Annotated in this window: 24 protein-coding genes; 7 read left to right on the top strand and 17 right to left on the bottom strand. The window is 58.1% G+C overall.

Annotated elements, in window-relative coordinates; translation table 11 throughout:
• Positions 1–10 precede the first annotated feature (10 nt).
• Both ABLN87_RS07095 and ABLN87_RS07090 read right to left on the bottom strand, forming a co-directional pair.
• Positions 11–547: an SRPBCC family protein gene (locus tag ABLN87_RS07095; protein ID WP_353008587.1), complete on the bottom strand. Its 537-nt coding sequence runs from the start codon at positions 545–547 to the stop codon at positions 11–13.
• A gap of 106 nt (positions 548–653) precedes the next feature.
• Complete coding sequence (locus ABLN87_RS07090; RefSeq protein ID WP_353008585.1) at positions 654–1,304, bottom strand: carbonic anhydrase; 651 nt, start codon at positions 1,302–1,304, stop codon at positions 654–656.
• 143 nt (positions 1,305–1,447) lie between these two features.
• Between ABLN87_RS07090 and ABLN87_RS07085 the strand changes: the two genes are divergently transcribed.
• The 3 genes from ABLN87_RS07085 (at position 1,448) to ABLN87_RS07075 (ending at position 4,017) form a co-directional block, all read left to right on the top strand.
• The gene (locus ABLN87_RS07085; protein WP_353008583.1) at positions 1,448–1,837 is read left to right on the top strand and encodes a hypothetical protein; all 390 of its coding nucleotides are present in this window, start codon (positions 1,448–1,450) and stop codon (positions 1,835–1,837) included.
• Positions 1,838–1,900: 63 nt separating this feature from the next.
• Positions 1,901–3,283, top strand: a complete 1,383-nt coding sequence (locus ABLN87_RS07080; protein WP_353008581.1) for a leucyl aminopeptidase family protein — start codon at positions 1,901–1,903, stop codon at positions 3,281–3,283.
• A complete protein-coding gene (locus ABLN87_RS07075) occupies positions 3,280–4,017 on the top strand; it encodes a C40 family peptidase (RefSeq protein WP_353008579.1) in 738 nt (245 codons plus the stop codon). The genes ABLN87_RS07080 and ABLN87_RS07075 overlap by 4 nt, the downstream gene beginning before the upstream one ends.
• On the opposite strand, the gene ABLN87_RS07070 is transcribed toward ABLN87_RS07075, so the two are convergent.
• The 11 genes from ABLN87_RS07070 to ABLN87_RS07020 form a co-directional block, all read right to left on the bottom strand.
• Complete coding sequence (locus ABLN87_RS07070; protein ID WP_353009256.1) at positions 4,014–4,364, bottom strand: DUF2794 domain-containing protein; 351 nt, start codon at positions 4,362–4,364, stop codon at positions 4,014–4,016. The two genes, ABLN87_RS07075 and ABLN87_RS07070, sit on opposite strands and share 4 nt — an antisense overlap.
• A 63-nt stretch (positions 4,365–4,427) precedes the next feature.
• Positions 4,428–6,092 (bottom strand): ABC transporter permease, encoded by a 1,665-nt coding sequence (locus ABLN87_RS07065; protein WP_353008577.1) that lies wholly within the window; start codon positions 6,090–6,092, stop codon positions 4,428–4,430.
• 103 nt (positions 6,093–6,195) lie between these two features.
• Positions 6,196–7,413 (bottom strand): phenylacetate--CoA ligase family protein, encoded by a 1,218-nt coding sequence (locus ABLN87_RS07060; protein ID WP_353008576.1) that lies wholly within the window; start codon positions 7,411–7,413, stop codon positions 6,196–6,198.
• Positions 7,414–7,432: 19 nt separating this feature from the next.
• Positions 7,433–8,266 (bottom strand): ABC transporter ATP-binding protein, encoded by an 834-nt coding sequence (locus ABLN87_RS07055; RefSeq protein WP_353008574.1) that lies wholly within the window; start codon positions 8,264–8,266, stop codon positions 7,433–7,435.
• Positions 8,267–8,379: 113 nt separating this feature from the next.
• Positions 8,380–9,663, bottom strand: a complete 1,284-nt coding sequence (locus tag ABLN87_RS07050) for an ABC transporter substrate-binding protein (RefSeq protein ID WP_353008572.1) — start codon at positions 9,661–9,663, stop codon at positions 8,380–8,382.
• 75 nt (positions 9,664–9,738) lie between these two features.
• Positions 9,739–10,815, bottom strand: coding sequence for a branched-chain amino acid ABC transporter permease (locus ABLN87_RS07045; protein ID WP_353008571.1), 1,077 nt, complete (start codon positions 10,813–10,815; stop codon positions 9,739–9,741).
• Positions 10,816–10,818: 3 nt separating this feature from the next.
• Positions 10,819–11,076 carry a hypothetical protein gene (locus ABLN87_RS07040; protein ID WP_353008570.1) on the bottom strand — a complete coding sequence of 86 codons (258 nt, stop codon included), beginning with the start codon at positions 11,074–11,076 and terminating at the stop codon, positions 10,819–10,821.
• Positions 11,073–11,327, bottom strand: coding sequence for a hypothetical protein (locus ABLN87_RS07035; protein ID WP_353008569.1), 255 nt, complete (start codon positions 11,325–11,327; stop codon positions 11,073–11,075). Before ABLN87_RS07035 ends, ABLN87_RS07040 begins: the two co-directional genes overlap by 4 nt.
• Positions 11,328–12,314 carry a branched-chain amino acid ABC transporter permease gene (locus tag ABLN87_RS07030; protein WP_353008567.1) on the bottom strand — a complete coding sequence of 329 codons (987 nt, stop codon included), beginning with the start codon at positions 12,312–12,314 and terminating at the stop codon, positions 11,328–11,330. It lies immediately after the preceding gene.
• Positions 12,315–12,343: 29 nt separating this feature from the next.
• Entirely contained in the window at positions 12,344–13,162 is an 819-nt protein-coding gene (locus ABLN87_RS07025) for an ABC transporter ATP-binding protein (protein WP_170534159.1), read from the bottom strand.
• Between the two features lie 79 nt (positions 13,163–13,241).
• The gene (locus tag ABLN87_RS07020; RefSeq protein ID WP_353009253.1) at positions 13,242–15,185 is read right to left on the bottom strand and encodes an AMP-binding protein; all 1,944 of its coding nucleotides are present in this window, start codon (positions 15,183–15,185) and stop codon (positions 13,242–13,244) included.
• Positions 15,186–15,557: 372 nt separating this feature from the next.
• Here ABLN87_RS07020 and ABLN87_RS07015 point away from each other — a divergent pair, with 372 nt between their 5' ends.
• Positions 15,558–16,679, top strand: a complete 1,122-nt coding sequence (locus tag ABLN87_RS07015; RefSeq protein WP_353008566.1) for a serine/threonine protein kinase — start codon at positions 15,558–15,560, stop codon at positions 16,677–16,679.
• A 424-nt stretch (positions 16,680–17,103) separates the two neighbouring features.
• Here the strand turns inward: ABLN87_RS07015 and mutT are convergent, their stop codons facing one another.
• The 3 genes from mutT to ABLN87_RS07000 are packed head-to-tail and all read right to left on the bottom strand — an operon-like array spanning position 17,104 to position 19,579.
• Entirely contained in the window at positions 17,104–17,502 is a 399-nt protein-coding gene (gene mutT, locus ABLN87_RS07010; protein ID WP_353008564.1) for an 8-oxo-dGTP diphosphatase MutT, read from the bottom strand.
• Positions 17,499–18,725 (bottom strand): bifunctional glutamate N-acetyltransferase/amino-acid acetyltransferase ArgJ, encoded by a 1,227-nt coding sequence (gene argJ / locus ABLN87_RS07005; protein WP_353008562.1) that lies wholly within the window; start codon positions 18,723–18,725, stop codon positions 17,499–17,501. Before argJ ends, mutT begins: the two co-directional genes overlap by 4 nt.
• Positions 18,726–18,730: 5 nt before the next feature.
• Positions 18,731–19,579, bottom strand: a complete 849-nt coding sequence (locus ABLN87_RS07000; RefSeq protein ID WP_353008560.1) for a peptidylprolyl isomerase — start codon at positions 19,577–19,579, stop codon at positions 18,731–18,733.
• Positions 19,580–19,755: 176 nt separating this feature from the next.
• Between ABLN87_RS07000 and secA the strand changes: the two genes are divergently transcribed.
• From secA to ABLN87_RS06985, 3 genes are all read left to right on the top strand, one after another.
• The gene (gene secA, locus ABLN87_RS06995) at positions 19,756–22,473 is read left to right on the top strand and encodes a preprotein translocase subunit SecA (RefSeq protein ID WP_353008558.1); all 2,718 of its coding nucleotides are present in this window, start codon (positions 19,756–19,758) and stop codon (positions 22,471–22,473) included.
• Between the two features lie 101 nt (positions 22,474–22,574).
• On the top strand, positions 22,575–23,504 hold the full coding sequence (locus ABLN87_RS06990) for a hypothetical protein (RefSeq protein ID WP_353008557.1): 930 nt from the start codon (positions 22,575–22,577) through the stop codon (positions 23,502–23,504).
• Between the two features lie 24 nt (positions 23,505–23,528).
• Positions 23,529–25,085 carry a phosphate ABC transporter substrate-binding/OmpA family protein gene (locus ABLN87_RS06985; RefSeq protein ID WP_353008556.1) on the top strand — a complete coding sequence of 519 codons (1,557 nt, stop codon included), beginning with the start codon at positions 23,529–23,531 and terminating at the stop codon, positions 25,083–25,085.
• Between the two features lie 4 nt (positions 25,086–25,089).
• Here the strand turns inward: ABLN87_RS06985 and radC are convergent, their stop codons facing one another.
• Positions 25,090–25,845 (bottom strand): RadC family protein, encoded by a 756-nt coding sequence (radC, locus tag ABLN87_RS06980; RefSeq protein WP_353008554.1) that lies wholly within the window; start codon positions 25,843–25,845, stop codon positions 25,090–25,092.
• Positions 25,846–25,858: the final 13 nt, after the last annotated feature.

Genomic DNA, 25,858 nt, shown 5'->3' with positions numbered 1-25,858 from the left:
GCCGCCCGGATCACCCCTGCGATTCAACAAGCACCTTCAGGTTCGACAAACCGCGCTCGTAATCCCCGCCGACCCAACTATCCATCATCAGGCCCATCCAGCGCGACATGGGATTGAGGCCCAGATTGGTTTCAAAACCCCAAGTGACCTGAGTCTGCCCGCCTTCGGGTTGCAGGACAAACGCAGCCATAGCCGTCCCCATCGGACCGAAATCAAGCGCCGTGCGGACGGCTTCGTTTTCAACGCTCTCGACAATCTCCTGCGATCCGGTGCCGACTTGCGGGTGGTCCGAGCTCCAGTTCAGGGTGTTGCCAACTCCCGCCTCTGGACCGGAATAGGACAGTTTGGTTTCGGGATCGCGATGCAGCCAGGGGGACCAGTGTTCGGTCTCTTGCATGGAGTTCACGTAAGGAAAGATCGCCTCAGCCGGGGCGTCGATGATGATCGAACGAGACACCTCGGCCTTTCCGGGCAGCAGATAAGAGACACCCACCAGCGCCACGACAATCACAAGCAGAAAAACAAAAAGACGTTTGACAAATCTCATGGGTCCAATCCGATTCCAAAAAACACTTCAGTCGAACCATATCATTAAATTGCCCGGAGTCAGAGACCTGCTCTAGGCAGTTTTTGAACGCTCAATCAGGGCGCACCTAAACAGTTAGAAACCGCTTTTGGTTGGGATCATAACACTGCAGGCCACCTTCCCCGATATCGGTCCAAAGCCCGTGAAGGCTGAGTGAGCCGTCTTCAACAGCTAAGGAAATGAATGGGAAACTCATCAGGTTTTCCAGCGATGCGACAACCGCCTGTCGTTCAAACTGCCGTGCCTGCTCGTCGCTATCTTCGACATCTGCGACCAAGTCGTACTTCGGCTTGAGGATATCCATCCAACGACCAACAAAGCTTTCTTTTGCTTCCAATTGGGGTGCCTTCCCTTTGCACATGTCGATGCAGCCCTGAACACCGCCACATTGCGAGTGTCCAAGTACGATCAGATGAGCCACCTTCAAGGCCGTTACAGCATATTCAATTGCAGCACTGGTGCCATGGTGATCGCCATCAGGGGCGTAAGGTGGCACGAGATTGGCGATATTGCGATGAATGAAGAATTCGCCCTGATCCGCACCAAAGATTGAAGTCACATGAACGCGGCTATCACAACAAGAAATCACCATCGCACGCGGCCGCTGCCCTTCGCTAGCGAGGCGGCGATACCAGACTTGGTTTTCAGCGTAAGTGGTAGATTTCCACCCGTGGTAGCGTTTGACTAGATAAGTCGGCAGTGGTTTGGCGAGGTCCATTATCAAGTCCCAGTTCTATTCAATTTCTCGGGGTATAGTCCAATTCGCAAAAAATTCGAACCATTCTTTCGGGTGCGGGCAAGGTTTTACAAAGGAATTCCCGACCAATATCTGGTCTACGCCGTGGGGGCGACAGAACTAGGGTGAATGTGGTGGAAAAGATACTCACGCTTGAACATACAGAAACGGTGCGGCTGGACCCGGACAGGTTGAGCGGCCTGTACAGGCAATTGGGTGACAAGAGCGCATTGGACGTCCTGTGCCGCACGGTCGAGGAACTGGCCGTGCGCCTGTCGAATTGCGAACGGTTCTGGCGGAAACGCGATTGGGACAATCTGCGCAAATGCTCGAAATCGCTGGTGGCGATTGCCGATCAGATCGGGATGACGGCCCTGGCAAGGGTTGCCAACGATGTCGCACAATCGGTCGATGCCGGGGATGCGGTTGCCGCCGGGGCGACACTCGGGCGGCTGATCCGAATTGGCGAACGGTCATTGACCGCGATTTGGGATCAGCAGGACCTGTCCGTCTGACGGGGGTTGCAGGCGGATCGCGGGTGGCTAGTCTGGGCGCAAAGTCAAACAACCGAGACATCCATGCCCCTGAGCTTTGCCGAACCGACCGATCCTTTTGTCCCGCTTCATGTCATCGCCCAATCCGATCTGGACGCGTGGCTGGCGGATCAGCCCGAACATGTCGGCCGCTGGGTCGCGGCAAACGGGTTCACCGCTGCGCTGGGTCAGATATTGTTGGTACCCGATGACGCAGGCGGTACCATCTGTGCGCTTGCAGGTTACGGGACCGAGTCGAAACGCGCCCGCAAACGCTTTGCCTTGGCCGCTGTGGCCGAGTCACTGCCCGAAGGCACCTATCAGATCGCATCTGGCCTTGATGCTGAGCGGGCTGAAATGGAATGCTTGGGCTGGCTGCTCACCGGCTACACATTCGACCGCTATGCAAGCAAATCCCCCGCCAAAACAGGTCTGATCGCGCCAGAGGGCGTTGATGCCGCGCGTATTGAGGCAATGGCCAATGCCGAGGCGCTGATCCGTGATCTGGTCAACACGCCCGCCTCGGATATGGGACCCGAACACCTGCAACAGGCCATTGAAACACTGGCGGAAGAATTCGGCGCATCCTGCAAGACCATCCTGGGTGATGCGCTGTTGGAACAGAACTTTCCCATGATCCACACTGTGGGGCGCGCAGCGGATCAGGCCCCTCGATTGATCGAGATGAACTGGGGATCGGCTGGCCCAAAGCTAACGCTTGTCGGCAAGGGCGTGTGCTTTGACACGGGTGGGCTGAACCTGAAGCCCGGCGCCTCGATGGGTTTGATGAAAAAGGATATGGGTGGCGCGGCCAATGTCTTGGGTCTGGCCCGCATGATCATGGCGTTGAACCTGCCGCTGCGACTGCGGGTGCTGATCCCGGCGGTCGAGAACGCGGTGGCGGGCAACGCCTTCCGGCCCGGCGATATTCTAAACTCGCGCAAGGGGCTGACGGTTGAGATCAACAATACCGATGCCGAGGGGCGGCTGGTGCTGGCCGATGCGCTGGCGCTAGCGGATGAGGGAAAACCCGACCTGGTGATCTCAATGGCCACCCTGACCGGAGCAGCGCGAGTGGCATTGGGCCCCGATCTGGCCCCATTCTATACGGATGACGATCAGACCGCAGCCGCACTGTCGGACGCCGCGCAACGCTCGGCCGATCCGGTCTGGCGCATGCCGTTTCACACGCCTTATGAGGCGATGATCGAGCCGGGCATTGCCGACCTGGACAATGCTCCCTCGGGCGGGTTCGCGGGGTCCATCACCGCTGCCCTGTTCCTGCGGCGTTTTGTCGAGAACAGCGCCTATATGCATTTCGACATCTACGCGTGGCAGCCCAGCAAATCACCCGGACGCAGCAAAGGTGGGCTGGGGCAAGGCCCCCGCGCCATCCTCGGCGCCCTGCCGGAGGTTCTAGGCCTATGACCCGGCTACGCGTTATCCAGCCTGTGGTTGACCTGTTTAGTCAGCCAGACGGTCTACGCGACCGGCAATTGCTGTTCGGAGACATGGTTGAGGTCGTGGAAGAGACGGACGGGTGGAGCCGGGTAACTGCAGACAAGGACGGCTATTCCGGCTGGGTCCGCTCGGCCCAACTGGGCGCGGATATCCCGCAAACCCACAAGATCACGGCCCCGGCAACTCATGCCTATGAGCAGGCGGATATGAAGACGCGCGATTTGGCCTCGTTGAGTTTCGGCAGCACTGTGCAAGCCCTGTCAGAAACCGGGAGGTTTGTGGAAACCGAACTAGGGTTCATACCAGCGGCGCACACCACCCCAATCGCTGAGGTGCAAACCGATCCGGTGGCAGTGGCCGAGCTGTTTCTGGGCACGCCCTACCTGTGGGGAGGCAACAGCCGGTTCGGGATCGATTGTTCGGGTCTTGTTCAGGCCGGGTTGCTGGCCTGTGGTATCCCCTGCCCCGGCGATAGCGGGGATCAGGAACAGGCTGTAGGCACTGCTCAGCCAGAGGATACAGAGCCCTTGCGCGGTGACCTGCTGTTTTGGAAAGGTCACGTTGCCTGGGTATCAGGTCCCAATCTGCTGCTTCATGCCAACGCGCATCATATGGCGGTGGCCTATGAACCAATGGATCAGGCGATTTCGCGCATTCTGGCACAAGGTGACGGGCCTGTGACCGCTCATAAACGGCTCTAATCCGGAGAAACTGAGCGGATCAGCTTACGCTCCAACACGCGCAACACCGTGCGCAGGTCGTGGCCACGTTTCAGGATGCGCCCGTCCATTCCGACAACTGAATACATTCCTTGCTTCTGCCGCAGGCGCGGGTGTTTTTCGATGCGATAGATCGGGTGTTCTGCTGTGCGCCGGAAGATCGAGAAGATTGCCGTGTCACGCAGGTTAGATATTCCGTAGTCGCGCCATTCTCCGGCGGCGACCATCCGACCATAGACAGACAGGATATGGGACATCTCGCGCCGGTCGAACGCGACGGGCATCTGGGCCGAGTTTGCAGAGAACCGGCTGGGAGGCTGCATATTCATATCCCGAGCCTTGCCGGAAATCGCGCCTGAATCAAGCCTGATGCGCATCAACGCTGTATTTCCTTACCGTCGCCCAATCTGCCGGCAGATCAGGATCACCGGCAACAATCCAACAGCCAATATGACCAACGACGGCACAGCGGCCCCTTCGAGCCGTTCGTCCGAGGCCAAGCGGTAAGCCTGCACCGCCAGTGTATCAAAGTTGAACGGGCGCATGATCAGGGTCGCGGGCAACTCTTTCATTACGTCGACGAAAACGATCAGCAAGGCGGTGAGCAGTGATGGGGTCAGAATGGGCAGATGGACCCGCCGTAACGTGCCCAAGGGTGTTTGACCCAAAGACCGGGCAGCGGCGTCCATATTGGCGTGAACCGTGCTCTGCCCGCCTTCATACGCGCCCAGCGCGGCAGCCAGAAACCGCACCATATAGGCCGCGACCAACAGCCAGATAGATCCCGTGACCAACAGACCGGTCGAGATATCAAAGGTCTGGCGCATCCAGGCGTCCAGTGCGTTGTCAAACGCAGCGAAGGGCACAAGCAACCCAACAGCGATCACGCCGCCCGGCACCGCATAGCCCAGCCTCGCCAGATAGGCCGCACTGGTCGAGGCGCGCCCGGGTCTGAGGCGCTGAAAGAACCCGACGCTGACCGCCGCCGCTACAGTAACCAGAGCCGCGGTGCCCGCCAGGATCAATGAGTTCTTGATGAACCCCATGTATCGGTCCGACAGTAGGTTCTGTTCAGACTCCAATCCCATGTCGACCAGAATGAGAACCGGAAATACGAACCCAAACAGGACAGGCACTGCGCAAAGAAGAAACGCCCCAAGGGCGCGCCACCCGGTCAGATTCGCGGCGGGGTGCGCCACATGGTGTTTGCCGCTTTGATGATACTTTGCATTCCCACGCAACGTTCGTTCAGCCACGGCCAGCATCAAGGCAAACCCCAACAAGCATAGCGCCAGTTGCGCAGCCCCAGCGCGATCACCCAGCGAAAACCAGCTAGTGTAAATGCCGGTCGCAAAAGTCTGAACGCCGAAATAGGAGACGGTTCCAAAATCCGCGATGGTCTCCATGATTGCAAGCAGCACCCCGCCCGCAATCGCCGGGCGCGCCATGGGCAACGACACACGCCGAAACGCCAGCCACGGATTGTTCCCCAAGGCACGCGCCGCCAGAAAAGCTGTTGCGCTTTGCTGCAGAAACGCGGCGCGGGCAAGCAGGTAGACATAAGGATAAAGTACAAGGATCAGCATCACCGCCGCACCCTCGGTCGAGCGGATCTCGGGGAACCAATAATCGCGCGGGCCCCAACCCGTCACGTCACGCAGAGTGGTCTGTACGATGCCTGGGTGATCCAGAACAAAGGTGTAGGCATAGGCAAGCACATAGGCCGGAAAGGCCAACGGCAGGACCAGTGCAATCTCCAACAATCGTACGCCGGGAAATCGGGTCATCGTCACCAGCCACGCGGCTCCGGTTCCGATGCAGAACGTGCCGATAGCCACCAATATGACCAGAATAATCGTGGTGACTGTGTACCTGGGTAACACCGTCTCGGCCAAATGCGTTATAGCGTCGGTCCCACCGGTCAGCGCAGCCAGAACAACCGCAACCATCGGTAACAAGCACGCCCCAGCCACGACATAGGCCAGCCCGGCCAAAAGCCGGGTTCCGCGCACGCCGCGGTTTCGCGATCCGTTTTCAGAATAGTCGATCTGGGTCATTGCCCTGCTGCGTTGATGCCGAAGACTTCGCCTTTAATCGACCAAAACGCTCGGAAACACCAGTGTATGGACAACAAATCTGCGGCACATACTGCCGCAGACCTTACTCATAGACCCGCTGATCCTCGATCACCAAGCCGTCTTTGGGCAGGGAACCGGGGGCGACTACCTCGATCGCGCCTTTCAACTTCAGCACTTCGGCCACGGACTTGGCATAGGCCATGTCATCGCCACCCGAGCTTTCGATCTGGACAGTCATGGTATCCATCTCTCCCTGCCGCGCGGCAATCACGCGGGCTTTGACGATCTCGTCATGCTTTTCGACCAAAGCGGCGACCTGTTCAGGGCGCACGAACATCCCCTTGATTTTGGTGGTCTGGTCGGCACGACCCATCCAGCCTTTGATCCGCATATTAGTCCGTCCACAGGGCGAGACACCCGGCATCAGGGCCGACAGATCCCCGGTGGCAAAGCGGATCAGGGGATAGTCGGGGTTCAACGAGGTCACGACCACCTCACCCACCTCACCCATGGACACAGGAATGCCGGTTCCGGGGGTCACAATCTCGACGATCACATGCTCGTCGATGATCATCCCTTCCATCGCGGCGCTTTCATAGGCGACATTACCCAGATCCGCTGTGGCATAGCATTGCAGGCAGGAAATCCCGCGATCCGCATAGTCCTGACGCAGTGACGGGAACAGTGCCCCGCCACCCACGGCAGCTTTGGAGAATTTCAGCTCAACGCCCATCGCGTCAGCCTTGTCCAAAATGACCTTCAGATAATCGGGGGTGCCAGCATAGGCGGTGCATCCGATGTCGCGCGCGGCGGTGACCTGTAGTTCAGTCTGACCTGTTCCGGCGGGCAGAACTGCGGCACCAACCGCGCGTGCGCCGCTCTCAAAGATCATTCCAGCCGGTGTCAGATGATAGCCAAAGCAGTTATGAACGATGTCTCCTGCGCCAATGCCAACCGCATTCAGGAAGCGGCCCATGCGCCACCAATCCTGATCGATATTGCCGGGCTCGTAGATTGGACCTGGCGACTGGAACACATGATGGAACTGATGCGCTGGTTTGACGGTAAACCCGCCGAATGGCGAATGGGCAGCCTGCGCGCGGGTCAGGTCTGACTTGCGTAGAACCGGCAACAGGGGCAAATCTTCGGCAGACTTGACCTTATTAGTGTCTATTTTGGCAAGATGTTCTGCAAAACCGGGTGCGGATGCCACCTGCGCAAGCTGCGCCCGCAAAGCTGCGGCCTGATCCGAGGCGCGCTGATCGGCAGAGCGCGTTTCGAGTGTGTCGAAATAGGTCATCGCCATATCCTCCATCAGATCACAACCACCGCTTGCGACGACGGTACGAGCGGACGTCGCGAAAGCTCTTGCGGCCGTCCTCGGACATGCCGAGGTAGAACTCTTTCACGTCGGGATTTTCACGCAGCTCAGCCGCTGGGCCATCCATCACAACGCGACCGGATTCCAGAATGTAGCCATAATGCGCAAAGCGCAGCGCCACATTGGTGTTCTGTTCGGCCAGCAGGAAGGACACGCCTTCTTTCTCGTTCAAATCCTTCACGATGCCGAAAATCTCTTCGACAAGCTGCGGTGCCAGACCCATCGAGGGTTCGTCTAGCAGGATGGTCTCGGGTCGCGACATCAAAGCTCGGCCCATCGCGACCATCTGCTGTTCCCCGCCCGAGGTATAGCCGGCCTGCGACCGGCGACGCTCTTTCAAACGTGGAAAGTAGTTGTAAACAAGTTCCAGATCCTGCTGGATCGCGGCACTCCCGTCCTTGCGGGTATAGGCACCGGTCAGCAGGTTTTCTTCGACTGTCAGGTGCTCAAAACAGTGGCGACCTTCCATCACCTGGATAACGCCCTTTTCAACCAGATCAGCCGGATCGCTTTCATGTACGCTTTGACCACGATACTTGATCGTGCCTTTGGTCACCTCGCCGCGTTCGGAATGCAGCAGGTTCGAAATCGCCTTCAGCGTCGTGGTTTTTCCCGCCCCATTGCCGCCCAGCAAAGCCGTAATTCCGCCCTTGGCCACAGTCAGGCTAACCCCTTTCAGCACAAGGATCACATGGTTGTAGATCACCTCGATATTGTTGACCTCAAGCAGGGTTTCCGCCTGTACGTCTGTGGTTTGTGCCGCATCCAGCATCAGCGTGTGTCCTCATGCCTGCCCAGTAAGGGCGGTTCGTGAGGAGCGGCAAGCAACCCGCCGCTCCGTTTGTCTGGGGCGCCCCGAAATCCCCGGGGCGCGCGATCAGTTTCTTACTCGCAGCGCTGCGAGATGTTGTTTTCAGCCGCGTATGCGCCCGAATCTTCTTCGATCAGCGCATTGATCACGTCGGCATCGGTCGGTTTGAAATCCTGAACCGAGTTCCACGTGCCTGCTGCTGCATCCCACTGAACGACGCCGACAAGGCCGGGGCCACCATGGTTTTCACAGCTGACCGAGAATTCGGGGCCGAAACCAGACATGCCCAGCGCTTCCATCTTGGCATTGGTCATTTCCAGCGCCTCCATGCCATCGCGCATCATCGATGCGTCGATTTCTGCGGTGCCGTGCATGTCCTGTGCGGTTTTCACCGCTTCGGCAGCCAGCATCGCGGCATAGAGGCCACGGTTATACTGCACCGTGCCCAGTTGATCACCCGCGCCAGCGGCTTTGCCCGCATCGACAACGTATTTCTGCAGATCGGCGTAAACCGGGTAGTCATCGCCCAGACCGGTGAAGGTCAGCGCCTTATAACCGGTGGCTTTGTCACCCGCAGGCTGTACGTCGAACTCCGCACCAGACCACCAGACACCAATGAAGTTCTCCATGGGGAAGCGAATGTTGGCGGCCTCTTGCACCGCAACCTGGTTCATCACACCCCAGCCCCACATGATCACATAGTCGGGCTTTTCGCGGCGGATTTGCAACCACTGAGACTTCTGCTCTTGCCCTGGATGATCCACCGGCAGCAGGGTCAGGTCATAGCCGTGCTTTTCGGCTAGCGTTTCCAACGTACGGATCGGTTCCTTTCCATAGGCCGAGTTGTGATAGACCAGTGCGATTTTCTTGCCGCTCAGATCTCCGCCATTCTGATCCAGCAGATAGTTGATCGCACCTGACGCACCGTTCCAGTAGTTGGCAGGGTAGTTGAACACATGGCTGAACACTTTGCCGTTCGCGGCCGAGGTCCGGCCATAACCCATCGTGTGAAGCGGGATACCATCTGCAGTCACTTTGGGGATCAGCTGATAGGTGATACCGGTCGACAGCGGCTGATACACCAACGCGCCTTCGCCCTTGGTGGACTCATAGCATTCCACACCTTTTTCGGTGTTATACCCGGTCTCACATTCCAGCACACGGGCCGGAACACCGCCGATTCCACCGTCCCGCTCGTTCAGCAGGGTAAAGTAATCAGCATAGCCATCCGCAAACGGGATACCGCCCGCCGCATAAGGTCCCGTCCGATAGCTGAGTGACGGGAACACGAGGTCGGCCATGACTGGACCTGCGGCCATCACGGCGCCCAGCGCTAGGGTTGCCAGTTTCTTGTTCATCGGGTGTCTCCTCCCTTGGTTAGTCCGATGTTGGGTTTCGGGCTTGAGCTGCCCGTCTTTTGATTGGGCCGGTCCTTAGTGCGGGAACGGCCAGAGTCTGAGTTTTTCCTTCGCGACGCGCCACAGCTGTGCCAGCCCATGCGGTTCGAGGATCAGGAACATGATGATCAGGGCGCCCACGATCACGAGATTGAGGTGCGCCACGATATCTGTGGGCCAGCCCAGCAGATCGACGCCAACCAGTTTCAGAACCACCGGCAGCAACACCAGGAACGCGGCCCCGGCGAAGGATCCGAAGATCGAACCCAATCCACCGATGATGACCATGAACAGCACCAGGAATGACTTCTGGATTCCAAAGACTTCGCCAACCTCAACCGCGCCCAGATAGACGGCAAAGAACAGCGCTCCGGCCACGCCCACAAAGAACGAGCTGACGGCAAAGGCAGTTAGCTTCGCTTTGAGCGGGTTCACCCCGATGATCTCTGCCGCGATGTCCATGTCGCGGATCGCCATCCATGTCCGGCCCGTGGTGCCGCGCGTCAGGTTGCGGGCGACAATGGCGCAGACCGTCAGAAAGATTAGGCAGAACAGATAGGTCGCCCATGCGGGCGCGCTCGGCCCGGTGATGATGATGCCAAATACATCACGCTCTGGCGCATTGATCTGACCCGAGGCCGAGTAGTTGTAGAACCACGGCACCCGGTTGAACAGCCACACCAGAAAGAACTGTGCCGCCAGTGTGGCCACGGCAAGATAGAACCCTTTGATCCGCAGCGAAGGTAGGCCAAACAGCACGCCAACAATCGCGGTTACGCCACCAGCCAGCAGAACATGGATGAACATGCTGACATCGGGGAACGCCGTCATCAGCTTGTAGCAGGCATAGGCCCCTACAGCCATGAAACCCCCGGTCCCCAGGCTGACCTGTCCGCAATAGCCGACCAGAATGTTCAACCCAATCGCAGCAATCGCATAGATGAGGAAAGGCAGCAGCAGGGCGTTCGCCCAATAGTCGTTGATGATGAACGGAATGATGCCAAACGCCACCGCCAGCACGACATAGTAGCGATACCGGTCAAACTTGATCGGGAAGGTTTGGCTGTCGGCAATGTACGAGGTTTTGAAATCCCCGGCCTCACGATAGAACATGCGTCACTTTCCCCATTGTTCCTGTGCCCGACCCCGGGCAGCAGCATCCAGTTGATTGGACCCTTTGGCATATCCGCTCGCCTCGGACGCGCGGACCAGTTTCATGTAGGCCATGATGCCGGTGACCAGCCCGGCAAAAGCCAGGATCGCCGCCACGACCAGTTGGCTGTCGCTCAGGTCATCCGAGGTAACGGCGATGTACCCAAACGCCCAGAACCCGGCCCATGCGATGACGTTGATGATGGCGATCAGCTTGGTCATGCCGGAGCAACTCTGTTTCTGATGTTCAGCCAGTGAACCACCCCGGCCAAGGCTGCATAAAAGAACAGCGAATCCACTGCCCGCAAATACCCGGCATAAAGAAGCATCCTCATCTGCCATTCCGTATCTCCGGCCATCGCCATGCTTGAACCGGCTAAATTGATCTCAAAACACTCGGCCAGCGACCGGGCAAATCCATAGGCCAACAAGGCAATCGGCAAAGCTTTGACCAGGGAACTCAGGTTATCCATCTATACTCTCTCGATAATTTTTTCACCGAAGAGACCTTGGGGCCGAAACACCAGGAAGATCAATGCCAGCACATAAGCAAACCAGTTCTCGGTCGCGCCGCCCAATGCGGGGCCCAGAGCGAACTCGAACAGCTTCTCGCCGACCCCGATGATTAGCCCGCCGACGATGGCACCGGGGATCGAGGTGAACCCACCCAGCATCAGCACCGGCAGCGCCTTGAGCGCGATCAGCGACAGCGAGAACTGTACGCCCGACTTGGTGCCCCACATGATCCCCGCGACCAGTGCGACGAACCCGGCGACTGACCAGACCATGATCCAAATGAAGTTGAGCGAAATCCCGACCGACAGTGCCGCCTGATGGTCATCCGCCACGGCGCGCATCGCCCGGCCCTGTTTTGTGTACTGGCTGAACGCGACCAGAGCTGCCACCAGAAGCGTCGCAATGATCGTCGCGACGATATCCAGATTGTCGATGAAGAAGCCGTAATCGAAAATCTGGAAGGTGGTCTCATCAATCCACAGATTGATCCCCTGCGGCAGGCCCACATCCAGCGTCTTGATCTCGGAGCCCCACATCAGGTCGGCCACGCCCTCAAGGAAGTAAGCCAGACCGATGGTGGCCATGAACAGAATGATCGGCTCCTGCCCGACCAGATGGCGCATGACAAACCGCTGCACCGCCCAAGCCAGCAGCACCATCACAGCCATCGTCAGGATGATCGCGAACAGCGCGGGCACGTTCCAGCCGAAATAGTGGATATGCGTCCCAAAGATCGCGTTGATCAAGTGGGCAAAGGGCACCTGCCCCTTCATGATTCCGACCAGCGTCATCGCCGCAAACAGCGCCATAACCCCTTGCGCATAATTGAAAATCCCCGAAGCCTTGTAGATCAGTACAAAGCCCAGCGCGACCAATGCGTAAAGCACCCCGGCCATCAGACCGTTGAGGATGACCTCCATCGCAAATACGAGTTGTTCAGGCATGGGTGCCTCCCCAATTTACTATCCCGATGTCAGTCATGGCTGACCCCAAGATAGGCGTCGATGACCTCTTGGTTGTTGCGCACCTCGTCGGGTGTGCCGTCGCCGATTTTCTTGCCGTAATCCATCACGACGACCCGGTCGCTCAGATCCATCACCACGCCCATATCGTGCTCGATCAGAGCAATCGTGGTGCCAAATTCGTCATTCACGTCGAGGATGAAGCGGCTCATGTCCTCTTTCTCTTCGACGTTCATGCCCGCCATGGGTTCATCCAGCAGCAGCAGCTTCGGCTCCGCCGCCAGAGCACGCGCAAGCTCCACCCGCTTTTTCAACCCGTAGGGCAGGCGGGATACTGGCGTTTTACGGATGTGCTGAATCTCGAGGAAGTCGATAATTCGCTCAACCGCCTCACGATTCTCGGTCTCCTCGGCTTCGGCTTTCCCCTTCCACCACGCCTGCTGAAGGATATTGGTCTTCATAAAGCTCAGGCGCCCGGTCATGACGTTGTCCAGAACGCTCATGCCTTCGAACAGGGCGATGTTCTGGAAGGTCCGCGCAATGCCCTGCTGTGCCACTTCAAAGGGCCGCATCTGTGGGCGCTTGGCTCCGTGAAACCAAACCTCACCCTCCTGCGGGACATAAAACCCCGAGATCACATTCAGCATCGAGGATTTGCCCGCCCCGTTTGGCCCGATAATGGCGCGGATCTCACCCTCGCGAATGTCGAACGAGATATCCTTGATCGCCACCACACCGCCGAAACGCAGGGTGATGTTCTTCATCTCCATCACCACACCGCCGATCTTGCGGCCGTCTTCGGTGACATATCCTTCGGAATGATCCAGCATCAGCCTCTCCCAGACTTACGCAAAAACGGGACGGCGGGCGGGGCGATTACCGCAGGTCGAGCGGCGCTCGAACGGCCCATCATTCCGCCGCGACCTTGTGCTGCGCGACCGACACAACCGGCGCATCAACAATCTCAAGCGTCGCCGAAATCGACCCCTTGCGACCATCTTCATAGGTCACCTCGGTCGTGGTCGAAACGCTCGAGGACCCGTCATAAAGAGCGGCAATAATGTCGTGGAACTTGTCCTCAACAAAGCCACGACGCACCTTGCGGGTCCGGGTCATCTCGCCATCATCGGCATCTAGCTCCTTGTGCAGAACCACAAAGCGATGCACCTGACAGCCCGACAACATCTCATCCGCTGCGACCGACTTGTTCACCTCTTCCACGTGGGATTTGATCGTCTCTAACACACGCGGATGGCCTGCCAACTCCTGATAGGACGCATATGCCACGTTGTTGCGCTCAGCCCAGTTTCCGACCGCCGTCAGGTCGATATTGATGAAGGCCACGCAGCGATCCTTGCCATTACCAAACAACACGACCTCAAGAATATCAGGGTAGAACTTCAACTTGTTCTCAACATATTTCGGCGCGAACATCGACCCATCGGCCATTTTGCCCACATCCTTAGCGCGATCGATGATCCGCAAATGGCCCGAGTTTTCTTCGATGAACCCGGCATCCCCGGTCGCGACCCAGCCTTCGGCATCTTTGGTCGAGGCCGTCGAGTCCGGGTTGTTATAATATTCGACAAACACACCTGGCGAGCGGTAGTGGATCTCGCCACTGTCGTCGATTTTCAACTCGACCGCGGGGGCCGGAACGCCGACCGTATCCGCGCGCACCTCACCATCCGGCTGCACGGTGATGAACACGGTCGCTTCGGTCTGACCGTAAAGCTGTTTCAGATTGATGCCCAGCGAGCGGTAGAAATCGAAAATCTCCGGCCCGATCGCCTCACCGGCGGTGTACCCCACCCGGAACCTGCCATAGCCCAGAGTGTCCTTGAGCGGCCCATAAACCAGCAGGTTGCCCAGCGCGTATTTCAGCTTGTCACCAAAACCCACCGGCTTGCCGTCCAGCAGCAAGCCACCAACTTTCTTGGCATGGGCCATGAAGTGATGGAACATGCGCTGTTTCAGCTTGCCCGCATCCTCCATCCGGATCATCACATTGGTCAGCTGGGTCTCGAATACGCGCGGCGGGGCAAAGAAATAGGTCGGCCCGATCTCGCGCAGGTCCGTCATCATCGTATCAGCGCTTTCAGGGCAGTTCACGCAGAAGCCACACCAATAGGCCTGACCGATCGAGAAGATGAAATCGCCCACCCAGGCCATGGGCAGATAAGAGAGAATATCCTCATCTCGAGTCAGATGATCGAATTCAGCCGAGTTCTTTGCGCTTTCAATGACATTCCGGTTCGACAGCACCACGCCTTTGGGCTTACCCGTCGTACCCGAGGTATAAAGCATCACGCAGGTATCGTCATAGGTGATCGCTGCGATGCGCTTGTCCAACTCGGTATCGAACCGCGCGTGCCCAGCACTGCCCTCGGCCATGATGTCTTCAAGCGCGTTCATCTGGCTATGGTCGTACTTCCGCATCCCGCGCTTGTCGGTATAGAGGATGTGTTTGACCTGATGCAGGTTTTCCTGAATCTCGACAACCTTGTCGACCTGCTCCTGATCACCACAGACGACGAATTTCGCGCCGCAATGTTCCAGCACATAGGCCATCTCTTCCGCGACCGAGTCCTGATACAGAGGCACCGGAACCGCGCCTACCATCTGCGCGGCCACCATCGACCAGTAATGCGCCGGACGGTTGCGGCCTATAACGGCGATGTGGTCGCCTTTCTCAACGCCCAACTCCAGAAAACCCAGCGCGATGGCGCGGATTTCCTTGGCCGCTTCTGCCCAGGTCCAGCATTGCCAAATCCCGAATTCCTTTTCCCGATAGGCCGGGGCATCCCCGAACTGGGTCGCATTGCGGTGTAACAGCGCCGGAAGGGACTGCATCCCTTCAGCGCCCGACTGCGTCTGAGCCAATCTTTCTCTCCTCCCCATCCGGCCCCTCCCCGGGCCAGAACCGGCAGGCCGGGACCACGCCCCGAATGCCGACGCCCCGATAAGGGACGCACGAAAGATCGACGTCAAGTTTTGCCTGATGTTTTCTCAATTCTTACGAATTGTAACAGGGGGCGCCGCAAACCGCCCCTGCCCCAAGGCCCTTCTTTTCAAGACGTGTCGGCGATGCTATGGGGGCTGCCACACACTCTGGCGATGGCGTCGCCGGATACCACTCGTGTTCACCCCACATCCTGTACGCCGGGACTTTCAATCACGGGATTGAGGGCCCCGCCCCGATCTCCGCCACAGCAGGAGGCAATCATGGCCTGGTCGCCAGACAAAACCGAAGTCAAAAGCTGGAACGAATGGGACACCCTGCGCCACGTCATCGTAGGCCGTGCAGATGATTGCCACATTCCGCCTGAAGAACCCGCGCTGGACGCCAAAGTGCCTGAAGACAGTGATATGCGTGGCCAATGGGGTCGGCGTCCGCAGGAAACGATCGACCGCGCCAACGAATTGCTCGACAATTTCGCCGATCAGCTGCGCAAACGTGGTATCCGCGTGGATCGCCCGACGTCCATCGACCATTCGCAACCCGCCACCACACCGGATTTTCACACCGACAGCCAGTTTGGCTGCATGCCCCCGCGCGATGTGCTGCTGACCGTCGGGCATGAAATCCTCGAAGCGACCATGTCCTATCGCTGCCGCTGGTTCGAATACCTGAACTATCGCCCGCTGATGCAGCAATATTGGGACGAAGACCCCAACTTCCGCCACGAGGCCGCGCCCAAGCCGCGCCTGACCGATGCGGATTACCATCCAGATTATCTGAGCGACAAAATCGGCGTGGAAAAACGCCTGCAATGGGCGGCAGAGAAGTTCTTTGTCACCACCGAGGAAGAGCCTCTGTTTGACGCCGCCGATGTGCTGCGCTTTGGCCGTGATCTAGTGGTCCAGCATGGATTTACGACGAACCTGAAAGGGATCGAATGGCTGCGGCGTCACTTCCCCGATCACCGGGTCCACACGGTGAACTTCCCCGGTGATCCCTACCCGATCCATATCGACGCCACCTTCACACCGCTGCGCCCCGGCCTGATCCTGAACAACCCACAGCGCCGCCTGCCCGAAGACCAGCGCGGCATGTTTGAGAAAAACGGGTGGGAGATCGTGGACGCCGCCCAACCGGCACATAACACCCCGCCGCCGCTGTGCTATTCCTCGACCTGGCTGTCGATGAACGTACTGGTGCTGGACCCGAAAACCGTCTGTGTCGAGAAATCCGAGGTCTATCAGGCCGAACAGATGGACAAGCTGGGCATGGAAGTGGTCGAGGTCGACCTGCGCGACGCCTACGCCTTTGGCGGCGGGCTGCATTGCTGCACGGCGGATGTTTATCGCGATGGGGAATGCGAGGATTACTTCCCGAATATGTAGGCTTTGCGAGCTGATAGCATGGTGCCCGGGTTATGATCGGGCATCTGAATTCGGTGTCGGAGGACCTTGCTGCTTCGTTGTTTGAGAGTGTCTGCGCTAAGCCCTTTGCAAGCTTAAATAGGTGGGCAATAGTGTCTGTACTTTGCTGTATACAGGGACCGTGATGAGCACTAAGTCAGATTCGAATGCGCCTCAGTCAGCCGAACAATCCGAGTTAAAAAAACGCCTCAACACATTGTTGAGAGGCCAAACTATTCAAGAAGTAGCAATTCTAAATGGGCAAGAACTTGTACTAGTCCTTGGGAATGGTGATCGACTTTTTGTCGACTCAAACAGTGACCTTGATGTTTCAGTTACCTAAACTAAACGGCAGCTAAGTCCGCGACACCGGGCAAACAAACACAACCTTGGCACAAGCCTGCAACTACAACCAATCCCGCAAGATCGGGATCAACGGCACATCTGCCGCAGGCATGGGATAGTTGCGCAGATCATTCCCACGCACCCATTTCAACGCCTGCCCTTCCTTGGATTGCGGAATCCCCTCCCATTTGCGGCAGGCAAACAGAGGCATCAGCAAGTGGAAATCGTCATAGCTATGGCTGGCGAATGTCAGCGGCGCGAGGCAGGAGGTCCAGGTGTTGATGCCCAGCTCTTCTTCCAACTCGCGGATCAGCGCGGCCTCGGGGGTTTCGCCGGGTTCGATCTTGCCGCCGGGAAATTCCCAGAGGCCTGCCATGGATTTGCCCTCGGGACGTTGGGCCAGCAACACGCGGCCCTCAATGTCGATCAGGGCGACAGCGGAAACAAGAACTGTCTTCACGAGCGATAATCCGCGTTGATCTCGATATAGCCATGGGTCAGATCGCAGGTCCAAACGGTGGATTGCCCCTCGCCCAGCCCCAGATCGACAGAGATCAAAAGGTCCTGACCTTTCATGTATTCGGCAGCGTCTTCCTCACGATAATCGGGACTAACCCAGCCTTTTTCGGCCACAAGAATGTCGCCGAACGAGATGCTCAGGCGGTCGCGGTCGGCTGCGGCTCCGGATTTACCGATGGCCATGACCACGCGGCCCCAGTTCGGGTCCTCACCTGCGATGGCGGTTTTGACCAGAGGGGAGTTGGCGATGGCCAGCCCGTGGGTCTTGGCGTCGGCATCGGTGGCGGCACCGGTCACGCGGATCTCCACGAATTTCGTGGCCCCTTCGCCATCGCGCACAACCTGCTGGGCAAGGTCCAGCATCACTGCTTCAAGCGCTTCGGCAAATGCTGCGTTTCCAGTGACATCAACGCCAGAGGCCCCGGTGGCGCATAAAAGCAGGCTATCCGAGGTGGATGTATCACTATCCACAGTAATGCAGTTGAACGTCCGGTCCGTTTGCGCGCCCAACATCGTTTGCAGCGCCGATTGGTCCACCTGCGCATCGGTGAAGATGTAAACCAGCATCGTCGCCATATCCGGCGCGATCATGCCCGATCCCTTAGCAATCCCTGCAATAGAGACTGTTTTGCCATCAATCTCGACCTGCGCACGCGCCCCTTTCGGGAAGGTATCGGTGGTCATGATCGCGCGCGCTGCATCTTCGATTGCATGGCGGCTGAGGCCTGATTTCAACACCTCAAGCTGCACAACGATCTTGTCATGCGGCAGCGGCTCACCAATCACGCCGGTGGAGGAGGTAAAGACTCGCTCAACCGGTACTCCGGTCGCTTTGGACACGGCCTGCGTGACCTCGACCACCGAGGTTTGGCCATAGTGACCAGTGAAGGCATTGGCGTTCCCCGAATTCACCAAGATCGCTGCCGGGCCGTCGCTGGACCCGCCGATCTTGTCCTGACAATCCAGCACCGGCGCCGCGCGTGTAGCAGATCGGGTGAACACCCCGGCGACCGAGGTACCGGGGTCCAGAACGGCCAGCATGACGTCTGTCCGACCCTGATACCGCACCCCGGCTTCAACGGTGGCAAACCGCACACCGTCGATTGCGGGCAGGTCAGGGAAGCCAGCGGGGGCCAGCGGCGAAACCTTGGTGATCGTGGCCACGCAGATTACTCCTGAATCAGGTCCAGCTGGCGGATGATCTCGGGGCCCGCCCCTTCCAACGGCGAGCGTTCGATTTGCGCCTGCTGGGTCAGTTCATCGATACGCGCCTGAATAGCGTCCTGCTGAAGGGTCTGAGCAAGCTCATCCCGAACGGCCTCCAACGCAGGGGCCTCGGATTTGCGTTTGTCATTCAGGATCACAAGATGCCAGCCGAACTGGGTTTGAACCGGGTCCGAGATCTGACCCTTTTCCAGACCAATGACAGCGTTTTCGAATTCTGGCACCATCTGACCCTTGCCGAACCAGCCCAGCGATCCGCCATTGGGACCGGACGGCCCGGTGGAATGTTCGCGCGCCATCTCGGCAAAATCTGCACCATCATCCAGCTGAGTCTTGATCACCTTGGCCTCGTCTTCGCTTTCAACCAGAATGTGGCTGGCATCGAACTCGTCTTCACCTTCGAACTCGGCATATTGCGCGTCATAGGCGGCCTGAATGGCCTCATCCGTTACAACCGAGTCGGTCAGGGCACCCACCGTCTGCACAGCCAGCAAAGACCGCTTTTCGTTGTCCAAAGTCAGCGCATTCTGCGAGGTCAGCTCTTGTTGCTGTTGACCCAGTAACTGTTGCTGAATCAGCTGTTCCAGCACGAAGTCAAACAGAACGTCGTCTTCGATCTGCGTGTATTGCGGCGGCAGCGCTGCGACGGTGGCGATGATGTGACCCAATGTGATCTCATCGCCATTAACCCGCGCCAATACAGTGCTGGCGTCAGACTTGGTTTCGGCGGCCAGCGGCAGCGCCATCACGGCGGTCAAAGCCAGCGATGGCAGAAAAGTGAGGCCTTTGGGCATGGAATCATCCTATTTCTTTGCCGCGACAGGGCGCAGCGTTGACACTTCAGAACCTGCCGCTTACATCGCTTTGAAGCCTTGGACAGGGCCGCCTTTCACCCCCCGTATCTATGGGTTGCGCGCAAGGTGGGCAAGCCTGTCGCAACCAAGACAAGAACAGATCCGCTGGAGTGAACATGCTGGGATTCGGAACGCTCGCCAAAAAGGTCTTCGGAACGCCGAACGACCGCAAGATCAAGGCGACCCGCCCGCTGGTCGAAAAGATCAATGCGCTGGAGCCCGAGTTCGAACAACTCTCTGACGATGGTCTGAAGGAAAAGACTGAGGAACTAAGAAAACGCGCGCTGGAGGGCGAAAGCCTGGATGCGTTGCTGCCCGAAGCTTTTGCCAATGTCCGTGAAGGGGCGCGGCGCGCGCTGGGTCTGCGTGCCTTTGACGTGCAGTTGATGGGCGGCGCCTTCCTCCATCAGGGCAATATCTCGGAAATGAAAACGGGTGAGGGCAAGACGCTTGTAGCCACCTTCCCCGCCTATCTGAACGCGTTGACGGGCAAGGGCGTGCATGTTGTTACGGTCAACGAATACCTTGCAAAACGTGATGCCGAGTGGATGGGCAAGGTGTTTGAATTCGTTGGCATGACCACCGGTGTCATCTGGTCGGGCCAGCCAGATGCGGACAAGAAGGCCGCTTATGCCTGTGACGTGACCTACGCCACCAATAACGAACTGGGTTTCGATTATCTGCGCGACAACATGAAGGCCGATCTGGGTGAGATATACCAAAAGCACCACAATTTCGCGATTGTGGATGAGGTCGATTCGATCCTGATTGATGAGGCGCGGACACCACTGATCATCTCGGGGCCGTCGCAAGACCGCTCGGACCTCTATACCGCGATTGACGCCCTGATCCCGTCGCTGAGCGATGAGCATTTCACGCTGGACGAAAAGTCCCGCAACGTGACCTTTACCGATGAAGGTAACGAATTTCTGGAACAGCAACTGATCGAGGCAGGCCTGATCCCCGAAGGACATTCCCTGTACGATCCCGAAAGCACCACCGTGGTGCACCATGTGAATCAGGGCCTGCGGGCACATAAACTGTTCCAGCGCGACAAGGATTACATCGTCCGCGATGGCAATGTGGTTCTGATCGACGAATTCACCGGCCGGATGATGCCAGGCCGCCGCCTGTCAGAAGGCTTGCACCAAGCCATCGAAGCCAAGGAAGGCGCACCGATCCAGCCCGAGAATGTGACCTTGGCCAGTGTCACTTTCCAGAATTACTTCCGCCTCTATGGCAAATTGGGCGGCATGACCGGTACAGCGTTGACCGAAGCCGAAGAGTTCGCCGAAATCTATGGCCTTGGCGTAGTCGAAGTGCCTACAAACAAGCCAATTGCGCGACTGGACGAAGACGATCAGGTCTATCGCACAGCAATGGAAAAATACGGCGCGATCATCAAAGAAGCGAAAGAGGCCAGTGAAAAAGGCCAGCCTGTTCTGATTGGCACCACCTCGATTGAGAAATCCGAAGTGCTCAGCCAGATGCTGGGCAAGGAAAAGATCGAGCACAACGTTCTGAACGCTCGCCAGCATGAACAAGAAGCTCAGATCGTGGCCGATGCGGGCCGCTATGGGGCGGTGACCATCGCCACCAACATGGCCGGTCGCGGCACCGACATTCAGCTGGGCGGCAATGTGGAAATGAAGGTTCTGCAGGCACTTGCCGAGAACCCTGAAGCCGACCCGGCCGAATTGCGTACGGCAGAAGAGGCCAAGCACGCAGAAGAAAAGCAAAAGGTTCTGGATGCGGGCGGTCTTTATGTCATGGCGTCCGAGCGTCACGAAAGCCGTCGGATTGACAACCAGCTGCGTGGTCGTTCAGGCCGTCAGGGTGACCCGGGCCGCACCGTGTTTTACCTGAGCCTCGAAGACGATCTGATGCGCATCTTCGGCTCGGAACGGCTGGACAAAGTGCTGACCACGTTGGGCATGAAAGAAGGCGAAGCCATCATTCACCCCTGGGTCAACAAATCTCTGGAGCGCGCGCAATCCAAAGTCGAAGGCCGTAACTTTGACATGCGCAAAAACGTTCTGAAATTCGACGACGTGATGAACGATCAGCGGAAAGTGGTCTTTAGCCAACGGCGCGAGATCATGTCGGCAGACGACCTGTCTGAGATCGTCTCGGATATGCGCGAGCAGGTGATCGACGATCTGATCGACGAATACATGCCGCCGAAATCCTATGCGGATCAGTGGGATACTGAGGGTCTGCATGAGGCAATCAAGGACAAGCTGACCATCGACGCACCGGTTCAGGACTGGGCCGCCGAAGAAGGCGTGGATGATGAACAGGTGCGCGAACGCCTGATTAAATCCGCCGATGAAATGATGGCGCAGAAGGCCGTTGCCTTTGGCCCCGAAAACATGCGCAACATCGAAAAGCAGGTGCTGCTACAAACCATCGACAGCAAGTGGCGCGAGCATCTGCTGACGCTGGAACATCTGCGCTCGGTCGTTGGGTTCCGGGGATACGCTCAGCGCGATCCGCTGAACGAATACAAAACCGAAAGTTTCCAACTGTTCGAAGGCATGCTGGATTCCCTGCGCGAAACCGTGACACAGCAGCTTTCACGCGTTCGTCCGCTGACCGACGAAGAGCAAAAAGAGATGCTAGCGCAGATGGCGGCACAGCAGGCTCAGACGCAAGCTGCGGTGGATCAGGCAACCGATCGGGCCGAGGCCAAAGCCGAAGCTGCCGCGTCAGGTGATGCGCTGCCGGGCTTTGACGAAACCGATCCGTCGACCTGGGGGAACCCGTCGCGAAACGACCCTTGCCCCTGCGGATCGGGCAAGAAGTTCAAACATTGCCACGGCAGGTTAACCTAACGTCATCGACGCCCTGATCACAATGAGTCCGTTTCGAGGACACAAATAAGCCTCGATTCAGGATCAGTGTGCGACTCGCTCCTTCAACTGGGGAGGGTGTCTTGTTTGTTGTAAGAAACTACGTGACCATGTGCGGCACAATCGCCTGTGCCCTAGGCATTGGTTACTTGATGCAATATGGAACAGCTGCGCAGCCAAGCGATGCGCAGAGCCAAATTGCTGCGGCTACGCAAACAAATCAAACGTCGGTTCTGGCAGGGCTGGATAGCATCGTGCTGACCTCAGCCTCGGCAACCGCATCTGACACTGATGACGCCGTGGTTGCGCCAAAAACCACCCGTGTCGAACCCCGACAGAAGCCGACACAGAAATCCTGTAACCTAAGCGCCCGCGCTGTTGCCGTACCCGGCGCGCAGGCCCGCCTGACAATCAAATCTCCGTGCCGCGGCAATGAGCGGATCAGTATTCACCACAGCGGCATGACCCTTACGCAGGTCACCGATAAAAACGGCACGCTGAGGGTAACCATCCCAGCGCTGTCAGAATATGCGATCTTTCTGATCTCGTTCCCGGATCAAACCGGGACTGTCGCCACGACCCATGTCCCTGATCTGCAGGAATATGATCGAGTGGCGCTGCAGTGGAAGGGCGACAAAGCGTTGCAAATTCACGCACTGGAATTCGGCGCCAGCTATGGTGGCGATGGTCACGTCTGGTCGAACAGCGCCACAGCAGGCGCTGGCAGTGTTGTCAGCTTGGGCCATTCAGGACTGACAGACGCCCAAAATATCGAAGTATATTCGTTCCCGGCGGGCCAGTCCCAGCAATCTGGAACCATCGACCTGACAGTCGAAGCAGAAGTGACCGAAAACAATTGCGGTCACACATTGAACGTTCAGTCCATTGAGCTGCGGGCCAACACAGGCCTGCGGTCACGTGATCTGAGCGTGGCTGTACCGGATTGCTCGCAATTGGGCGAGTTTCTGGTGTTGAATAATCTGCTCCAAGACCTGACAATCGCGGCAAAGTAACCCGCAGACAGGCTCGACTCTCTGATGACATTTTTCCGTGTGGCCGTGGCCGCGCTGATCTCAGCAACACTTGGAACAAGTGTTGTGGCGCAGGACATCACCCTCACTTCGCATGATGGCAAGGTCGAGATCACGGGTGACCTGCTGGGTTTTGATGGCGAATTCTACCGCGTCGACACACAATTCGGAGAGCTGACAGTCGACGGCTCGGGCGTTACCTGTGATGGCCCGGCCTGTCCCAACCTGACGGATTTCGTGGCCGAGGTCTGGTTTTCGGGCTCGTCGGTCATGGCCGAAACCGTTTTGCCCGCCCTGATCATCGGTTTCGCGCGGCAAGAGGGGCTGACCGCAACGCCGAAACGGGTGGACGAACGCACCTTTGCCTATGAGCTGTTTCAGACCGGGCGAACGGCCCCGCTGGCGCGGTTGTACTTTCGCGTTGGAAACACAGATCAGGGATTTGCCGACCTAATTGCAAACGATGCTGACATCGTCATGGCCCTGCGAGAAATCCGTGAGGTTGAACAGACCGCGGCGGCAGAGGCCGGGCTGGGCGATCTGACTCGCCCTCGCCGGTCACGGGTGATTGCGTTGGACGCCATGGTGCCGGTTGTTGCCCAGGACAACATTACAAGTCAGATTTCACCTGCCGATCTGGCACGTGTTCTGTCCGGTGAGGTCACAAACTGGGCGGATCTGGGTGGACCTGATGCACCTATCGCGCTGCATATGCCGGATGCGGGGTCGGGTTTGGCCCAAGCAGTAGAAGATCAACTGTTGGCCCCGGCAGGAGTGGCCCTGTCCTCCGATGCGATACGCCACGGGCGCAATGGCGATTTGGTACAGGCCGTCGCGCGAGACGCGTTTGCCATCGGGATTGCTAGTCATGACTCGGCCGATAATACACGCGCCCTGCCCTTGACCGGCGGGTGCGGGCATGCGCTCGCCGCATCACGTGACGCCATCAAGACCGAAGACTATCCGCTGACGCTACCGATGTTCCTCTACCTGCCGGAACGACGCCTGCCACGAATTGCGCGTCAATTGCTTGCCTATAGCTTAGGCGCTGATGCCCAATTGGCCATCCGTCAGGCAGGGTTTGTTGATCAGACACCGGAAAGAACGCGGATTGGTCTACAGGGCGACCGCCTGTCCAACGCCATTGTATCCGGCGGGGCCGAGGTTGGGTTGGAAGAGGTTCAACGCATGGTCGAAACCTTGCGTCCGATGGCGCGTTTGTCGCTGTCAGTTCGATTCGAGCCCGGATCATCGCGGCCCGACGCACAATCGCGGTCGAATATCCAATACCTTGCTCAAGCGCTTGAGACCGGAACACTGAACGCCCGAAAACTACTGTTTGTCGGATTCAGTGACGGGGATGGGCCGGCCAGCACCAATGCCCGCATCGCCCTGCGCCGTGCGCAAACCGTCCGGAACTCGGTACTCGGGGCTGTTGAGACCGAGATACCCGACAGTATCGAGATCGCGGTCGACGGGTTCGGTGAGGCGATGCCGATGGCCTGCGACGACACCGAATGGGGCCGCAAAGTCAACCGTCGCGTTGAAATCTGGGTCGAATGACCCGCTAGAGGTATCCTTCGGACCGAAAACTCAGCTCGGTCGATTTGCCGATGATGAGATGGTCATGCAGGGTCAGGCCCAACGCGGTGCAGGCATCTTGAATGCGGTTGGTCATATCGGTATCGGATTTCGACGGTGTCGGATCGCCTGAAGGGTGGTTATGCACCAGGATCAGGGCCGAGGCGTTCAGTTCAAGTGCGCGCTTCGCCACCTCTCGCGGATAGACCGGCACGTGATCGACGGTGCCCTTGGCCTGTTCCTCATCTGCGATCAGCACGTTCTTACGATCCAGATAGAACACGCGAAACTGTTCAGTTTCACGATGGGCCATAGTGGTATGGCAATAGTCCAGCAGCGCATCCCAGCCCGAGATGACATGCCGCTGCATCACACGCGCACGGGCCATGCGGTGGGCACAGGCCTCAAGGATTTTCAGATCGGTGATCACTGTATCCCCAACACCCTTAATCTGCCGCAGCCGTTCCTCGGGCGCGGTCAACACACGGTTGAAATCGCCAAACGTATCCATCAGCGCGCGGGCCAGCGGTTTCACGTCCTGCCGCGGGATGGATCGAAACAGGACCAGTTCCAACAGCTCATAATCCGGCATCGCGGCTGAACCGCCCGCCATGAACCGTTCGCGCAACCGCTTGCGATGGTCTTTGATGTAGGAGGGTAACCGACCCGTCGGCAGCGGCTGCGCTGGCGCTTCGTCCTTATCGAACAGCATGGGGGCTTCGGCAAAGGCATCCTGTGTCATAATCTGACACTGG

The organism is Ruegeria sp. SCP10 (genome assembly GCF_040329495.1).
Classification (GTDB): Bacteria; Pseudomonadota; Alphaproteobacteria; order Rhodobacterales; family Rhodobacteraceae; genus Ruegeria.
This window is presented reverse-complemented; position numbering and strand designations above follow the sequence as displayed.

Excerpts from the sequence above, each read along its gene's own strand:
- ABLN87_RS07075 (WP_353008579.1), top strand. The coding sequence starts at position 3,280 with ATGACCCGGCTACGCGTTATCCAGCCTGTGGTTGACCTGTTTAGTCAG.
- ABLN87_RS07045 (WP_353008571.1), bottom strand. The coding sequence starts at position 10,815 with ATGTTCTATCGTGAGGCCGGGGATTTCAAAACCTCGTACATTGCCGAC.
- ABLN87_RS07035 (WP_353008569.1), bottom strand. The coding sequence starts at position 11,327 with ATGGATAACCTGAGTTCCCTGGTCAAAGCTTTGCCGATTGCCTTGTTG.
- ABLN87_RS07000 (WP_353008560.1), bottom strand. The coding sequence starts at position 19,579 with ATGCCCAAAGGCCTCACTTTTCTGCCATCGCTGGCTTTGACCGCCGTG.
- secA (WP_353008558.1), top strand. The coding sequence starts at position 19,756 with ATGCTGGGATTCGGAACGCTCGCCAAAAAGGTCTTCGGAACGCCGAAC.
- ABLN87_RS06985 (WP_353008556.1), top strand. The coding sequence starts at position 23,529 with ATGACATTTTTCCGTGTGGCCGTGGCCGCGCTGATCTCAGCAACACTT.
- ABLN87_RS07050 (WP_353008572.1), bottom strand. The coding sequence starts at position 9,663 with ATGAACAAGAAACTGGCAACCCTAGCGCTGGGCGCCGTGATGGCCGCA.
- ABLN87_RS07080 (WP_353008581.1), top strand. The coding sequence starts at position 1,901 with ATGCCCCTGAGCTTTGCCGAACCGACCGATCCTTTTGTCCCGCTTCAT.
- ABLN87_RS07025 (WP_170534159.1), bottom strand. The coding sequence starts at position 13,162 with ATGCTGGATCATTCCGAAGGATATGTCACCGAAGACGGCCGCAAGATC.
- ABLN87_RS07055 (WP_353008574.1), bottom strand. The coding sequence starts at position 8,266 with ATGCTGGATGCGGCACAAACCACAGACGTACAGGCGGAAACCCTGCTT.
- ABLN87_RS07090 (WP_353008585.1), bottom strand. The coding sequence starts at position 1,304 with ATGGACCTCGCCAAACCACTGCCGACTTATCTAGTCAAACGCTACCAC.
- ABLN87_RS07095 (WP_353008587.1), bottom strand. The coding sequence starts at position 547 with ATGAGATTTGTCAAACGTCTTTTTGTTTTTCTGCTTGTGATTGTCGTG.
- radC (WP_353008554.1), bottom strand. The coding sequence starts at position 25,845 with ATGACACAGGATGCCTTTGCCGAAGCCCCCATGCTGTTCGATAAGGAC.
- ABLN87_RS07020 (WP_353009253.1), bottom strand. The coding sequence starts at position 15,185 with ATGCAGTCCCTTCCGGCGCTGTTACACCGCAATGCGACCCAGTTCGGG.
- ABLN87_RS07065 (WP_353008577.1), bottom strand. The coding sequence starts at position 6,092 with ATGACCCAGATCGACTATTCTGAAAACGGATCGCGAAACCGCGGCGTG.
- ABLN87_RS07070 (WP_353009256.1), bottom strand. The coding sequence starts at position 4,364 with ATGAATATGCAGCCTCCCAGCCGGTTCTCTGCAAACTCGGCCCAGATG.
- ABLN87_RS07060 (WP_353008576.1), bottom strand. The coding sequence starts at position 7,413 with ATGACCTATTTCGACACACTCGAAACGCGCTCTGCCGATCAGCGCGCC.
- ABLN87_RS07015 (WP_353008566.1), top strand. The coding sequence starts at position 15,558 with ATGGCCTGGTCGCCAGACAAAACCGAAGTCAAAAGCTGGAACGAATGG.
- ABLN87_RS07040 (WP_353008570.1), bottom strand. The coding sequence starts at position 11,076 with ATGACCAAGCTGATCGCCATCATCAACGTCATCGCATGGGCCGGGTTC.
- ABLN87_RS07030 (WP_353008567.1), bottom strand. The coding sequence starts at position 12,314 with ATGCCTGAACAACTCGTATTTGCGATGGAGGTCATCCTCAACGGTCTG.